The organism is Colwellia sp. BRX8-7, from assembly GCF_014077275.1.
In the GTDB taxonomy this organism is placed as follows: domain Bacteria; phylum Pseudomonadota; class Gammaproteobacteria; order Enterobacterales; family Alteromonadaceae; genus Colwellia_A.
Genome location: NZ_JACGVP010000001.1, coordinates 450,834 through 464,644 on the forward strand (window position 1 = coordinate 450,834; position 13,811 = coordinate 464,644).

The following is a 13,811-nucleotide window of genomic DNA, read 5'->3' on the forward strand; positions in this document are numbered from 1 at the left end:
GAGTTACTTATGGTTGATTGTTGTTCTGCTCCTGGATTATTACCTTTCGAACAAGCGATGGAAAAAATGTTGTCGGCGATTACGCCGATCGATAAAACTGAGTCGGTTTCTTTGGCATTGGGTTTAAATCGTGTGCTAGCTCGCAACATTTCGAGCCCATTAAATGTTCCTCCTCATCATAATTCAGCTATGGACGGTTATGCCTTTAAATGGGCAAGTTTACAAACGACCGATACATTAACTATGATTGGCCGGTCAATGGCTGGCGCGCCTTTTCAAGGTGAATGTAAAATCGGTGAATGTATTCGTATAATGACAGGTGCAAAATTACCAAGTTGTTGTGATACCGTTGAAATGCAAGAGAACTGCCAAGCAAAAGATACCGGCATTACATTCCTAGAAAACCGAGAATTTAACGATAACATTCGCTTTACCGGTGAAGATATCGCAATAGACCAATCCGTTTTTAGCCGAGGTAAAAAACTTTCGGCGATAGATATTGGTGTACTGGCATCTTTAGGTGTACCAACAGTAGAAGTCTATCGTAAAATTACTGTTGCTGTATTAGCAACCGGCGATGAATTAAAATCTCCGGGCGAAGTCCTTAATGACGGTGATATTTATGAAAGTAATAGCCATGCATTAATTGCGATGTTGACTAAACTGAATGTTACGGTGATTAATTTTGGTATTATCGCTGACGATGAACAAGCAATACGCACTGCATTTGAACAAGCCGATCAGCAAGCCGATGTTGTAATTTCCTCAGGAGGTGTTTCTGTAGGTGACGCCGATTATACTAAGTTGATACTTGAACAATTAGGCGAAATTGGTTTTTGGAAAATAGCCATGAAACCCGGTAAGCCTTTTGCTTTTGGAAAATTACCTAATAGTTACTTTTTTGGCTTACCCGGCAACCCTGTTTCAGCCTTGGTCACCGCACATCAATTGGCAGTACCCGCATTATTAAAATTACAGCATGCTCAAGCTAAAAAGTTACCGCTATTAAAAGTAAAAACAGCCACCCAATTAAATAAACGCGCCGGACGCATGGACTTTCAACGGGCGATATTGTCAACCAATCACCAAGGCGAGATGATAGTTACCAGTACAGGTAGTCAAGGCTCAGGAATTTTAACCAGCATGTCGACGGCCAACTGTTATATTGTTTTACCGGCAAACCAAGGCAACGTTCCCGCTAATGAAATGGTTAACGTGCAACTATTTGATGATGTTATTCAGTAGCATTATCTATTTTTAGCTTGTTATGAACACACAATATGACGATTAAAATATATTGCCTACCGGGTACCATGTGCGATCAACGTCTGTGGCAGGCTTGCATCACTTACTTACCTGAAAATGTGGAGCTTATCCACATTGCCATCCCCATGGAAAATAGTATTGATAAAATAATCACTGCGCTTGAACAAAAATTCCCATTAGGAAAAATAAATTTAGCGGGTTTTTCTTTAGGGGGATATATCGCGTCGGCTTTTGCGCTGAAATATCCTAATAAAATTAACAAACTACTGCTTATTTCTAATATGTCTTATTTGTTGCCACCCGCTCAATTAAAAGAGCGCAGCCGCACGATTGCTTATGTTAAATTGCATGGTTACTCAGGCATCACCAGCAAACGTATAACTGCCCTGCTGCATGCAAGCAAACACAACAATCAAGGCATCATTAACTGTATTCGAGCAATGGATATTGAGTTGGGTAAGGATACACTTATCCATCAATTAACAGTGACCACCCAACGCGAGAATTTATTAGTAAAACTTCCTACGCTTGCCATCCCGATTCAGTTCTTAATTGGTGATAATGACTCGCTGGTTAAGTTAACGCGCATTACCGCTATTTTAACGCAATCGCCGCTGATTTCTTTAATAACACTTGCCGACACCGGCCATATGTTACCGCTTGAACAACCAGAAAAGTGTGCTGGCAATATGATTCGTTTTTTTATCGAGTAATAAGCATTTAAACAAGGTAAAATGGCGTATTATTTTTATGCCAAGGAATTCCCGTTGAGCCAGCTTAGTTTTTCCACCTTACAACTCAAACCTGAGTTAATTCAAAATTTAGAGTCTATGGGTTATCAACAGATGACCGACATTCAAGCCCAAAGCTTGCCAACTATTATTGCCGGTGGTGACGTTATTGCCCAAGGTAAAACAGGCTCTGGTAAAACCGCTGCCTTTGGCTTAGGTGTTTTAGAAAAACTAGACGTAAAACGTTTTCGTATTCAAACACTGATCCTTTGTCCAACACGTGAATTAGCCGACCAAGTTGCGAAAGAAATTCGTAAATTGGCCCGTGCCATCCATAACATAAAAATATTGACCCTTTGTGGCGGTATGCCTTTTGGCCCGCAAGTCGGTTCTTTAGAGCATGGTGCTCATATCATTGTTGGCACGCCAGGAAGAATTGAAGATCATTTAGGTAAAGGCACATTGAAATTAGACGATGTGAATATGCTAGTGCTCGATGAAGCCGACCGTATGCTAGAAATGGGCTTCCAAGCCTCCGTTGACTTTATTATTAGCCAAATTCCTCAACAACGACAAACCTTATTATTTAGTGCAACTTACCCGGCAGAAATTGCCGATATTGCTAAAAAAATAATGCAATCACCGACCAAGGTAACCGTTGAGGGGAATCACGAAGAAAGCACCATATCACAGCATTTTTATAAGGTAGAGAATGACAGCGAGCGTATCGACGGTATCCGCTTATTGTTATTAAAGCATCAACCCGAATCAAGCATCGTTTTTTGTAACACCAAAAAAGACGTACAAATTGTTGTCAATGAACTACGTAATTACGGTTTTAATGTTCAAGATTTACATGGCGATTTAGAGCAAAGAGATCGTACCGAAGTATTAGTTCGCTTTGCCAATAAGAGTATTTCAATTTTAGTCGCCACCGATGTTGCCGCGCGTGGTTTAGACATTGATGCGCTAGATGCGGTATTTAATTATCATATCGCTCGTGATAGCGAAATTCATGTACACCGTATTGGCCGCACAGGCCGAGCGGGTAGCACAGGTATTGCTTGTTCTTTTTTCAGTGAAAAAGAAAGCTACAAAATAGGTTTATTAGAAGATTACCTTGACCGAACTATCGAAGGTGAATTACTGCCAGACGCTAGTGTATTAAACGCCTCGGTGTATTCTCCGAAAATGGCAACAATACAAATAGATGGCGGTAAAAAGCAAAAAGTACGTGCGGGCGATATCCTTGGCGCTCTAACTGGCGATAAAACTATTTCAGCTAGCGAAGTGGGAAAAATTCAATTATCAGATAACTGGGCTTATGTAGCTGTAAGTCGAAAGTTTGCCAAGCAAGCCTTTAAAAAACTCAGTGATGGCAAGTTAAAAGGTCGTAAATTTAGAGTGAGATTACTATAGTTACTATCGGTTAAAACAGTATTTATCAATAACGAGGTTTTATAAAATGATTGTATTTTAATGAAAACCTCGTATGATACTGTTGTTTTGTACAGTTAATTTTGATTGTATAAGCGGTTTTAAATCGTATATGATAAAACCATCAAGCGTAATATTGATCCTATAAGGGAAAAAAAATGGCAGTTGAAAGTCGATTTGTCGTCATTAGACAAGGTGTGGAGGTAGAAACATTCATGGATAAAAAAGCAGCAGACGAGTATGACAAAATGCTTGATATGGCTGACAGCTTAGCCGAGATGTTTGAAGCCAGCAGCTTTAATATTGATGAAAAAGTGCGTGAAGAACTCTGTATTTATCTAGCTAAGAATCGTGAAGATGTGCTTGTTGCTTTGCAAGCTAAGAAAGCTAAGCCAGAGACTGCTGCTAAAAAGAACGTTACAGCACCAGTTGAAACAGCAAATAGCACTGACTCGTCGCCAGAAATTGAAGCAACAGCAAAAGTAAAAGCGCCACGTAAGGCTAAAGCGAGCACAAGTAAATAAAGTGCGCAGTACTGGTTTGAATTTATCTTTACTTAACACTAGATAATATTGAATTATGTTGTCATATCAGCTCATTCGTAGCGTTAAAAGAAAAACGGTTGGCTTACAAGTTAAGCACGGAAAAATTATAATCCGTGCGCCAAAATATGTTTCTGAAGATGATATAGCGAACATTGTTAAATCAAAAAGCCTTTGGCTGCACAGAAAAATTGCCGAGCAAAACGCACAACCTGCCACTCAAAATAATCATTATCAAAAAGATAGCCAATTGCTTATTAATGGCGAACTTAAAACACTTGATATTCATTATGGTCTATTTCCAGAAATAACGCTTCATCAAGATATCATCATAGCGACTCTTGCTAGTAAATTAAAAATCAAAGTAGCTGATGATATAAAAAACCAAGATAAATATGTAAAGCAACAACTTGAAGCTTGGTTAAAGCAGCAAACTTATGCTTATATTGATGAAAACTTATCTCATTATGCGGAAAAAATTGGTGTTTTACCCAAATCGTTTAAAGTCAGATTATATAAGTCTAGATGGGGCAGCTGTAATAGTAGAAGTGAACTGAGTTTCAGTTCTTTATTAGCCATGACGCCTAAATGGATTATCGATTATGTAATAGTTCACGAGCTTTGTCATCTTAGGCACATGAATCATTCAACTAATTTTTGGCAATTAGTTGCGCTTAACTACCCTAACTACGCTTCAGCTAAAACGTGGTTAAAATCCCACCAAAACCAATTACAATGGCCGACTCTTTAATAGTCATAGTATCCTCGTAGGGGATAAATGAGCGAACAAATAAATCTTTTTATAAAGAAGATAAAATCAACTCCGTATTAGACTAATAAAATTATCAACAATTTCTTCAACTTACATTGTATTGTGGCACGAATATCGCTTAGTATTTGAATACTAATTTAAATTCACAGGATATGACAATTTATTAGCCATTGTTATAATCAATAGATGAAGAGATAAATGATGAAATTCAAAACATACAGCTGGAAAGCTATTGCGATTTATACCCTTTCGACAATAATGTCTATCGTGTTAATTAACCTAATAATCACCTTCTAATTAGGTTAAAAAATAAAAGTATCAAGGGAAAGTTATCACTAATTTTTGCCCGTATTATTATTAGCTTGTTGTTATATTGTGCAATTATTAGAGAGATCTTCATTAAAAGCATAAAAAATCAGCATTTTTGTACTTTATTAATTAACAGTACCACTTATTTAAGGTAGATTAGCGCCATAAAATAAAAAAAATAAAGGATTACCCATTACATGAGCTTTTCAGTTCTTGTTTGTGATGACTCTAATATGGCCCGTAAACAAGTTTTACGTAGCTTACCAGAGCAACTATCAGCTAATGCACAATTAGCAAAAAATGGTCAAGAAGCTGTTGAACTTTTACGCAGTCAAGTATTTGACATTCTATTTCTAGACCTTACCATGCCTGTTCTAGATGGCTTAGGTGTACTCCAAACCTTAAAAGATGAAAACATTACACCGGCAATTTTTGTTATATCAGCTGATATACAACCAGAAATGCAAAGTAAAGTCCTTGAACTCGGTGCAAAAGCTTTTTTACGTAAACCAGTTGAATTAGAAGTCCTTAACACTAACCTAAGAAATCATGGTTTTTTATGAGCGACCTCAACTTAAATGAAGATCAGCAAGATTGTTTACAAGAAATAATTAATGTTGCTATGGGTCAAGCAAGTGATCAACTTGCCCGATACTTAAATACCTTTGTTTATTTAAAAGTACCTAGTATTGAACAAGTCAGTACGCTAAGCCTACTTAACTCGTTAAACAGTGATGAAAACTCTGCTGCAGTAGTAAGTCAAGGCTTCTTTGGTTACGAAGGCATTCGCGGTGAAGCACTGCTTATGTACAAGCCAAAAGATTCTGATCGACTTGCAGATTTACTGGGCTATGAGCCTGATGAATTATCTGTTGAAGAACAAATTATCGACTTAAGCTCTATTTTAACCACCACCTTCTTAAATGTTTTTGCTAAACAAATAGATAATCAAATGTCTTACAGTGCGCCGCGTTTATTAGCGGGTTCACAAAGTGCAATATCCGATCATCTTGCCCAACAATCATTTAATTGGGACTTAGCTTTAAAAGTTAAAATAACTTATCAAGTTACTGATTATTCATTTAATTGCGATATGGTTTTGTTTATTCCTGAGTCAGCAATTATTAATATAAAAACAGTTATTGACAGAATTTTGGAAGAGTTCTAAATGCTTGCTGATGATATTTGTCCTGATATTGCCAACAAATTAAATACCGGTATTCTCATCATAGATAGTCAATACAATATCGTATTTTGGAATCGGTATTTACAAATTCATGCTAACAAAAAGCCTGAAAATGTTATCGGACAAGATATTTTTATTGTCTTTCCCGAGCTGCCAGAAAAGTGGTTCAAAAGAAAAATTGAAAGTGTCTTTCAACTAAAAACCCAGTCTTTTTGCTCATGGGAACAAAGACATCACCTATTTGAATTGCCTCATACCCGCCCTATGACGACAGACAGTCACTTTATGGCTCAAAACTGTACCTTTTTGCCGCTTGAAAATAAAGAGGCTAACGAACACGTTTGTATTCTTATCGAAGATGTTACCGATGTATGCCATTACCAAAGTAAGCTAAACAAAACACTTGAAGAGCTTGCACAGGCCAATCGTATCGATGGCTTAACACAAGTCTTTAACCGCAAGCATTGGGAAGAGTGTCTCGAAAAAGAATTTTCGCGCGCACGTCGTTATCAGCATGGTTTAGCGCTTATTATGTTCGATTTAGATCATTTCAAATTACTTAATGATACTTACGGACATTTAGGTGGCGACATAGTATTAATTGAAACCGCTAAAGTGATCAGTGAACTACTGCGCTTAGGTGACTTATTCGGTCGCTATGGCGGTGAAGAGTTTGCAATTATTCTGCCTAATACCGATATTATTGGCGCTTTAGATGTTGCTGAGCGGATCCGTGTTGCGATCAGTAAAAATATCATTAACTTTCAAGAAATCGAAATAAATGTTACTGCCAGTGTTGGTGTTGCAGTCATCACCGAAGCAGACACCCGTTATGAAGACTTAATATCCCATACAGACCTTGCCTTATATGACGCTAAGGCTTCTGGAAGAAACATAGTTTGCGCTGCAAAAGAGACTATTTCAGCCTAAAAAACTGAATATATTCGCTTTATTATCCAAATAAAACCCTCTTACTGCTTATTTATGAATAAAATATAACTTTTTATTCATAAATAACTATTGACAGTAAAACACTGCTCAGGCATTTTATAACCATGAAAACATTTGTCCGTCGTATTACCATTATTATTATCACTACCACCCTCAATGGGATGGTTGTCATCGGCTGACGTGTAAAAAACACATAAATAAAAGCCCGTGACCCCTTAGGTTCCGGGCTTTTTTTTGTTTTAAGGTTTTAATCATTGCAAGTTCTTTGGCTCGCAAAGAATTTACAATAAAAAGGAAGTAAAATGCGTGTATTAAAGTTTGGCGGTTCATCTCTAGGGTCAGCAGAACGTTTTGTGCAAGTTGCCAAAATTATAGCTGACAAAAGTAACGATTCTGCCGTTGCCGTCGTTGTTTCCGCCCCACAAGGCGTAACCAACCATTTAGTGGCTATGGCAGAGAATATTAGTGATGAAATAAAATTACAGAGTGATTTAGAACACTTCAGAAAAGCTATTATAACCATTATTGATGATCTTGGTGCCAGCTTACCAAAATTCAGCCCATTACATGCAGAGCAAGTCCTTATAAACTGGGAGCATAAGCTTTCACGTTATCTACAAGGTGCGACTATGTTGTCTTATTGCCCGGATCATATCCGCGCTATAATTATCAGCATAGGTGAGCGTTTAAGTGTTGCCTTGCTCGAATCAGTGTTGAACGCACAAAGTATTAAAACGTCTGTTATTGAACCAGAAAAATTTTTAATCACCAATGATGCGTCTCTTAATGCAGTCGCTGATTTAGTCTTATCAAAAGAAAACTTCGAAAACCATTACAACAATCTCAATAAAGTTGCCTTAATGCCGGGTTTCATCGGTGTTAACAAACAAGGGCAAGTAACAACGCTTGGCCGCAATGGTTCTGATTACTCTGCCGCTGTTCTCGCGGTTTGTGCTCAAGCTGAGTGTTGTGAAATATGGACGGATGTTGATGGTGTGTTTAACGCAGATCCTCGCCTAATAAAGGAAGCAAAATTACTTGATTACTTGTCGTATCAAGAAGCGATGGAGCTTTCATATTTTGGTGCTAGCGTGCTACACCCTAAAACGATTGGCCCCATTGCTCAATTTCATATTCCTTGTTTGATTAAAAATACCGGTAATCCTGCTGCGCCAGGAACCTTAATATCTAACGAGGATGATCAAACCAAAAAAGTTAAAGCGATATCTAATCTTGATGATTTAACCATGGTCAATGTATCAGGACCCGGCATGAAAGGCATGGTTGGCATGGCCAGTCGTGTATTTGCCACTATGAGTCAAGAAAAAATTTCTTTAGTCTTAATTAGCCAGTCTTCCAGCGAATACTGTATCAGTTTTTGTATTCACACCAGTGATGCTGAATTAGCCGAACTAAGCTTACAACAAGAGTTCGAACTAGAGTTACTCAATGGTTTACTTGAACCGTTGAAGTTACAACATGAATTATCGATTATTTCTTTAGTTGGTGACGGTATGCATCATCAACAAGGAGTTGCTGCTAAGTTTTTCAGTTCATTAGCCCAAGCGCGTGTCAATGTCATCGCTATTGCCCAAGATTCGTCAGAGCGTAGTATTTCTGTTGTGGTAGAAAAACGTAAATGTACTGATGCAATGAAAGTCAGTCATCAAAATTTCTTCACCCACAAACCCACTATTGATGTATTCCTTGTTGGCTGTGGTGTCGTTGGTAGCGAGCTTCTTGCGCAAATTGCTCGTCAACAACCTAAGCTTAAAAAGCAAAATATTTCTTTAAAGGTGTATGGTATTGCTAACAGTAAAGGTATGGTTTTTAATACTGAAGGTATTGATTTAGATAACTGGCAAGCAGAAATGAAAAGTGACGCTGTTCCAGTAAATGTTGAAAACATCAAGGCTTTTGTCCGCGAGAATCATCTGATTAATCCGGTGTTAGTCGACTCAACATCTAGTGAGTCTTTAGCGATGAGCTATGTAGAGTACCTTGAAGAGGGTTTTAATATTGTAACGCCAAATAAAAAAGCCAATACTGACTCTTGGCAATACTATCAAGCGTTGCGCAGTGCAGCACAGAAGTCTAACCGTCGTTTCTTATATGAAACAACAGTTGGTGCTGGCTTACCCGTAATTGATACCTTACAAAGCTTGCTAAAAGCGGGTGATGAATTAGTACGTTTTGAAGGGATATTGTCTGGTTCACTTTCCTATATGTTTGGAAAACTAGAAGAAGGTATGACCGTTTCTCAAGCCACCGCTATCGCAAAAGAAAATGGCTTTACCGAGCCTGACCCTCGTGACGATTTAAGCGGTATGGACGTAGCGCGTAAATTGTTAATCATGGCGCGTGAAGCAGGAATACCGCTTGAGTTATCAGATATCTCTATAGAATCAGTGTTACCTGCAAACTTTGATGCGAGTGGTGATGTCAGTGAATTTATGAAGAACTTAGCGAAAATAGATGATGAATTTTCTCAACGAGTAAAAGTCGCAAAAGCTGAAGGTAAAGTTTTACGTTATATCGGCAATATAGTTGATGGAAAATGTAAAGTTGCCATTGAAGCTGTTGCCAATGATCATCCACTTTATAGTGTTAAAGATGGTGAAAATGCGTTGGCAATACATAGCCGTTATTACCAACCACTACCGTTTGTATTACGCGGTTATGGCGCAGGTGCTGCAGTTACCGCCGCTGGTGTGTTTGGTGATCTATTAAGAACATTAGCATGGGAGCAACAGCACTAATGACCATATCTGTTTTTGCTCCCGCATCAATAGGCAACCTAAACGTTGGCTTTGATGTTTTAGGTCTAGCGGTTAAGCCCATTGATGGTACTTTATTAGGTGATGTAGTTACTATAGAGTCAGCCACAGAGAATAAGCTGATTGTGATTGGTGAATTTGCCAATAAACTACCGGGTAAGGCCACAGACAATATTGTTTGGCATTGTCTAGAGCTATACAACCTAGCACTTGAAAAAGCGCAACAAGCGGTTAAAAATGTACAACTAACACTAGATAAAAAGATGCCGGTTGGCAGTGGTTTGGGCTCAAGTGCTTGTTCTGTAGTCGCAGCTCTAGTCGCACTCAATGAATTCTATCAGCAATATTTTGATGAAAAAACACTGTTATTTATGATGGGTCAAATGGAGGCAAAAATAAGTGGCAGTTTGCATTACGACAATGTCGCACCATGTTATTTAGGTGGTTTGCAATTAATGGTGCCGGACAAACAGCTTATTAGCCAGAGTTTGCCCCTATTTGATCATTGCTACTACGTAATGGCTTACCCAGGTATTAATGTCTCAACAAAAGCTGCGCGCGATGTTTTACCCAAGCAATACAGTCGTGCTGACGCCATTACTTTCGGTCAAAATTTAGCAACTTTTGTTGATGCTTGCCACCGTAATGATAAACAACAAGCATTTTCAGTACTCAAAGATGTACTTGCAGAGCCTTATCGTCAGCACTTGTTACCAAAATTTATCGAAGCTAAAGACTATTTAAGCGCTCAAGGTCATTTAGCTGTAGGCATTTCAGGATCAGGGCCTACCTTATTTTGTGTCTGTGATTCGCTTGAAAAAGCCCAAGATAGCGCGCTTTGGTTACAAAAAAATTATTTACAAACAGACTCAGGTTTTGTTCATGTCTGTCAGGTTGACTTAACGGGTGCTGAGAGATTGCCCGCTTAATCACTTTATTAAAAATACCAAATTTATTAGGAATATGTTGTGAAATTTTATAATTTAAAAGAAAACGATGAACAAGTCAGTTTTGCTGGTGCGGTTAAGCAAGGACTAGGAAAAAATCAGGGACTCTTTTTTCCTGAAACAATCCCAGTGTTAGATAATATCGATGAATTACTCGCTATGCCTTTAGTTGAAAGAAGTGTACATGTCCTCTACCCGTTTGTAGAAGGTGATTTAACTAAAGCGCAATTAACTGAGATTGTGACCAGTGCTTTTAACTTTCCAGCACAAATTCAACCCATCAATAAAGACAGAGCTATATTAGAGCTTTTTCATGGTCCAACACTCGCCTTTAAAGATTTTGGCGCGCGTTTTATGGCTAAATGTTTGCAAGTTTTTAGCAAAGATAAAAAGATCACTATATTAACGGCGACCTCAGGTGACACAGGGGCGGCGGTTGCTCATGCTTTTCATAACATTGAAAATATTCGTGTGGTGATCTTATATCCGAAAGGAAAAATCAGCCTGCTACAAGAAAAAATGTTTACGACCTTAGGCGGCAATATTGAAACACTCGCTATTGACGGGAGTTTTGATGATTGTCAGGCGTTAGTTAAAAAGTCATTCGATGATAGAGAGCTAGCTACTACTATAGGTTTAAATTCAGCTAACTCAATAAATATCAGCCGCTTATTAGCTCAGGTATGTTACTACTTTGAAGGGTTTGCACAGTTATCTCGTCAAAAGTGTAAAAGCGAATTAAACGATGTTGTGGTATCGATTCCCAGTGGTAACTTTGGTAACTTAACCGCTGGTTTATTTGCTAAAGCACTCGGTTTACCGATAAAAAGATTTATTGCGGCAACAAATGCCAACGATACTGTGCCTCGTTACCTAAAAACAGGTGAGTGGACGCCTAATGCTACTGTAGCGACAATTTCAAATGCTATGGATGTTAGCGATCCTAACAACTGGCCTCGCGTTGAACATATGCTAAAGTCTGGCATAGTTCCTAGCGATTGTATTAGTTCAGTTTCAATTGATGAAGAACAAACACAGTCAACTGTTTTACAGTTAGCCAAGCTGGGTTACATCAGTGAACCACATGCAGCCGTTGCCTATAAAGCGTTACAGTACAATGCAGATGAAGGTGAATTTGGTGTATTTTTAGGCACCGCACACCCAGCAAAATTCAAAGAGGTGGTTGAAAGTATTTTAGGACAACCAATAGGTCTACCAAAAGAGCTTGCTGACTGCGCCAGCGAAACCATTTTATCAAAAGATATGGCCGCTAACTTTAGCGACTTACGTGATTATTTATTATTAAACGATCACTAATTTCGTTCAGTTAAAAACACGTTTATAATGGTCGTTAATTTAGATTAACGGCCATTTTTATACCTAATGATAAATCAAAATATTAAGCCGCAATGGCAACAACTTATTAATCAAGAACAAGCCAAGCCATATTTCATCGAACTAAACCAAGTAATTTCTCAACAACGAGCAAAGGGCGAAGTTATCTTTCCTGCGCAAAACGATATTTTTAATGCTTTTTGTTATCAAGATATTAAAGACACTAAAGTGGTTATTTTAGGGCAAGATCCCTACCACGGTGAAGATCAAGCTCACGGACTCGCTTTTTCTGTGCAACCCGGCATTAAAGTCCCACCTTCTTTAGTCAATATTTATAAAGAGCTTGTTAATGAGTTTGCTGACTTTAATAAGCCAAGCCACGGTTGCTTAACGCAGTGGGCAGAGCAAGGGGTGTTATTACTGAATACGGTTTTAACCGTCAAACAAGCACAGGCTCATTCTCATGCTAAGTTAGGTTGGGAAACATTTACTGATGCAGTAATAAAGCACATTAATCAAGAAAGTAGCGGTTGTGTATTCTTACTTTGGGGAGCTCATGCGCAAAAGAAAGGAAAAAACATTAATACCGAAAAGCATTTTGTATTAAACGGGCCACATCCTTCACCTTTATCGGCATATCGCGGTTTTTTTGGCTGTCAGCATTTCTCAAAAACCAACCAATGGTTACAATCAAAAAATATGACTCCGATAAACTGGCAGTTGCCTGAACAAGCATAAGGTTAACTAAAAAAAGATACAGCCCTTAGTAAACATCAGCAAAGGGCTCCTTTTTATTAAAAATAAGATGTTAACTTATAACTTGAATAGTCCTAGATTTTTATCCGTTAACGCATCACGCCAACCCCCTAGCCATTCTGATTTTGCATCCGTATTTTGATAAGGACATTTTTCTTTTGTTTTTCCGGTGAGGCCTGCTTTATAACCATTGGAATGTGCTCTGCCTAGACGATCTCTTTTCTTTGTTTGCATCGATAACTCTCCATCATTGTCTTGGTGATACTTATTAATACTTGTCGAATAAAACAGCAGTCGACAATTCAGTTAAGAATAAGCAAGAGGCTAAATCAAGTAAAATTACGATTAAAAAGTGTTCGACAGTTAATGATTGAGAGCTGAAAAAATCCTAATTATAAGATTAAATAAATAAAACAATTTGTTAGCAACAAGCGTTATTACCTATGATTATTAAAAGTTATTTTTATATAAAAAATTATTTTAATGTTGTGGAATACCTAAGCGACTTGAGCGTAACAGTGGTTCTAACATGCCTTCAAGACCATTGAGTTTTATTTCATAAATTAATTCAAGTTGCTGTCCTAGCTTACCTTCAGGAAAACCTTTTGATTTAAACCACACTAAGTAAGGCTCTGGCAATTTTAGTAAGGGTCTACCTGCATATTTTCCAAAAGGCATTATTTGATTTACAGCATCGAGCAAAGCTTGTTGATCTGAAAACATAGTTTCTCTACTTATTAAATTTTCTTGTCGGGATAATAACTCAAAACCTTTTAACATCATAAAAGTGTCACAAGGTCTA

14 protein-coding genes are annotated in these 13,811 nt (G+C 38.0%); 12 read left to right on the plus strand and 2 right to left on the minus strand.

Annotated elements, in window-relative coordinates; translation table 11 throughout:
* Window positions 1-9: 9 nt before the first annotated feature.
* From moeA to ung, 12 genes are all read left to right on the plus strand, one after another.
* Window positions 10-1,245 (plus strand): molybdopterin molybdotransferase MoeA, encoded by a 1,236-nt coding sequence (gene moeA, locus H4J57_RS01960; RefSeq protein ID WP_182241817.1) that lies wholly within the window; start codon window positions 10-12, stop codon window positions 1,243-1,245.
* 35 nt (window positions 1,246-1,280) lie between these two features.
* Window positions 1,281-1,979: an alpha/beta fold hydrolase gene (locus H4J57_RS01965; RefSeq protein ID WP_182241772.1), complete on the plus strand. Its 699-nt coding sequence runs from the start codon at window positions 1,281-1,283 to the stop codon at window positions 1,977-1,979.
* A 21-nt stretch (window positions 1,980-2,000) separates the two neighbouring features.
* Window positions 2,001-3,416, plus strand: a complete 1,416-nt coding sequence (gene dbpA / locus H4J57_RS01970) for an ATP-dependent RNA helicase DbpA (RefSeq protein ID WP_182241773.1) — start codon at window positions 2,001-2,003, stop codon at window positions 3,414-3,416.
* 176 nt (window positions 3,417-3,592) lie between these two features.
* Entirely contained in the window at window positions 3,593-3,958 is a 366-nt protein-coding gene (locus H4J57_RS01975) for a YebG family protein (protein ID WP_182241774.1), read from the plus strand.
* 55 nt (window positions 3,959-4,013) lie between these two features.
* A complete protein-coding gene (locus H4J57_RS01980) occupies window positions 4,014-4,727 on the plus strand; it encodes a M48 family metallopeptidase (RefSeq protein WP_182241775.1) in 714 nt (237 codons plus the stop codon).
* 527 nt (window positions 4,728-5,254) lie between these two features.
* On the plus strand, window positions 5,255-5,620 hold the full coding sequence (locus H4J57_RS01985) for a response regulator (RefSeq protein ID WP_070374832.1): 366 nt from the start codon (window positions 5,255-5,257) through the stop codon (window positions 5,618-5,620).
* Window positions 5,617-6,225 carry a chemotaxis protein gene (locus H4J57_RS01990; protein ID WP_070374833.1) on the plus strand — a complete coding sequence of 203 codons (609 nt, stop codon included), beginning with the start codon at window positions 5,617-5,619 and terminating at the stop codon, window positions 6,223-6,225. The genes H4J57_RS01985 and H4J57_RS01990 overlap by 4 nt, the downstream gene beginning before the upstream one ends.
* Window positions 6,226-7,173: a sensor domain-containing diguanylate cyclase gene (locus H4J57_RS01995; RefSeq protein WP_182241776.1), complete on the plus strand. Its 948-nt coding sequence runs from the start codon at window positions 6,226-6,228 to the stop codon at window positions 7,171-7,173. It begins immediately after the preceding gene.
* A gap of 323 nt (window positions 7,174-7,496) precedes the next feature.
* Window positions 7,497-9,953, plus strand: coding sequence for a bifunctional aspartate kinase/homoserine dehydrogenase I (gene thrA, locus H4J57_RS02000; protein ID WP_182241777.1), 2,457 nt, complete (start codon window positions 7,497-7,499; stop codon window positions 9,951-9,953).
* Entirely contained in the window at window positions 9,935-10,900 is a 966-nt protein-coding gene (gene thrB / locus H4J57_RS02005; protein ID WP_259366768.1) for a homoserine kinase, read from the plus strand. Before thrA ends, thrB begins: the two co-directional genes overlap by 19 nt.
* Before the next feature lie 39 nt (window positions 10,901-10,939).
* Window positions 10,940-12,235, plus strand: a complete 1,296-nt coding sequence (thrC, locus tag H4J57_RS02010; RefSeq protein WP_070374836.1) for a threonine synthase — start codon at window positions 10,940-10,942, stop codon at window positions 12,233-12,235.
* Window positions 12,236-12,301: 66 nt separating this feature from the next.
* Window positions 12,302-12,991: a uracil-DNA glycosylase gene (gene ung / locus H4J57_RS02015; protein WP_070374837.1), complete on the plus strand. Its 690-nt coding sequence runs from the start codon at window positions 12,302-12,304 to the stop codon at window positions 12,989-12,991.
* 75 nt (window positions 12,992-13,066) lie between these two features.
* On the opposite strand, the gene rmf is transcribed toward ung, so the two are convergent.
* Both rmf and H4J57_RS02025 read right to left on the minus strand, forming a co-directional pair.
* Window positions 13,067-13,243 carry a ribosome modulation factor gene (rmf, locus tag H4J57_RS02020; RefSeq protein WP_070374838.1) on the minus strand — a complete coding sequence of 59 codons (177 nt, stop codon included), beginning with the start codon at window positions 13,241-13,243 and terminating at the stop codon, window positions 13,067-13,069.
* A 246-nt stretch (window positions 13,244-13,489) separates the two neighbouring features.
* A complete protein-coding gene (locus H4J57_RS02025) occupies window positions 13,490-13,732 on the minus strand; it encodes a DUF3820 family protein (RefSeq protein WP_070374839.1) in 243 nt (80 codons plus the stop codon).
* Between the last annotated feature and the right edge of the window lie 79 nt (window positions 13,733-13,811).

Bases quoted from the DNA above. Each gene is read 5' to 3' on its own strand.
- moeA (WP_182241817.1), top strand. From the start codon at position 10: ATGGTTGATTGTTGTTCTGCTCCTGGATTATTACCTTTCGAACAAGCG.
- H4J57_RS01965 (WP_182241772.1), top strand. From the start codon at position 1,281: ATGACGATTAAAATATATTGCCTACCGGGTACCATGTGCGATCAACGT.
- dbpA (WP_182241773.1), top strand. From the start codon at position 2,001: ATGGCGTATTATTTTTATGCCAAGGAATTCCCGTTGAGCCAGCTTAGT.
- H4J57_RS01975 (WP_182241774.1), top strand. From the start codon at position 3,593: ATGGCAGTTGAAAGTCGATTTGTCGTCATTAGACAAGGTGTGGAGGTA.
- H4J57_RS01980 (WP_182241775.1), top strand. From the start codon at position 4,014: ATGTTGTCATATCAGCTCATTCGTAGCGTTAAAAGAAAAACGGTTGGC.
- H4J57_RS01985 (WP_070374832.1), top strand. From the start codon at position 5,255: ATGAGCTTTTCAGTTCTTGTTTGTGATGACTCTAATATGGCCCGTAAA.
- H4J57_RS01990 (WP_070374833.1), top strand. From the start codon at position 5,617: ATGAGCGACCTCAACTTAAATGAAGATCAGCAAGATTGTTTACAAGAA.
- H4J57_RS01995 (WP_182241776.1), top strand. From the start codon at position 6,226: ATGCTTGCTGATGATATTTGTCCTGATATTGCCAACAAATTAAATACC.
- thrA (WP_182241777.1), top strand. From the start codon at position 7,497: ATGCGTGTATTAAAGTTTGGCGGTTCATCTCTAGGGTCAGCAGAACGT.
- thrB (WP_259366768.1), top strand. From the start codon at position 9,935: ATGGGAGCAACAGCACTAATGACCATATCTGTTTTTGCTCCCGCATCA.
- ung (WP_070374837.1), top strand. From the start codon at position 12,302: ATGATAAATCAAAATATTAAGCCGCAATGGCAACAACTTATTAATCAA.
- rmf (WP_070374838.1), bottom strand. From the start codon at position 13,243: ATGCAAACAAAGAAAAGAGATCGTCTAGGCAGAGCACATTCCAATGGT.
- H4J57_RS02025 (WP_070374839.1), bottom strand. From the start codon at position 13,732: ATGTTTTCAGATCAACAAGCTTTGCTCGATGCTGTAAATCAAATAATG.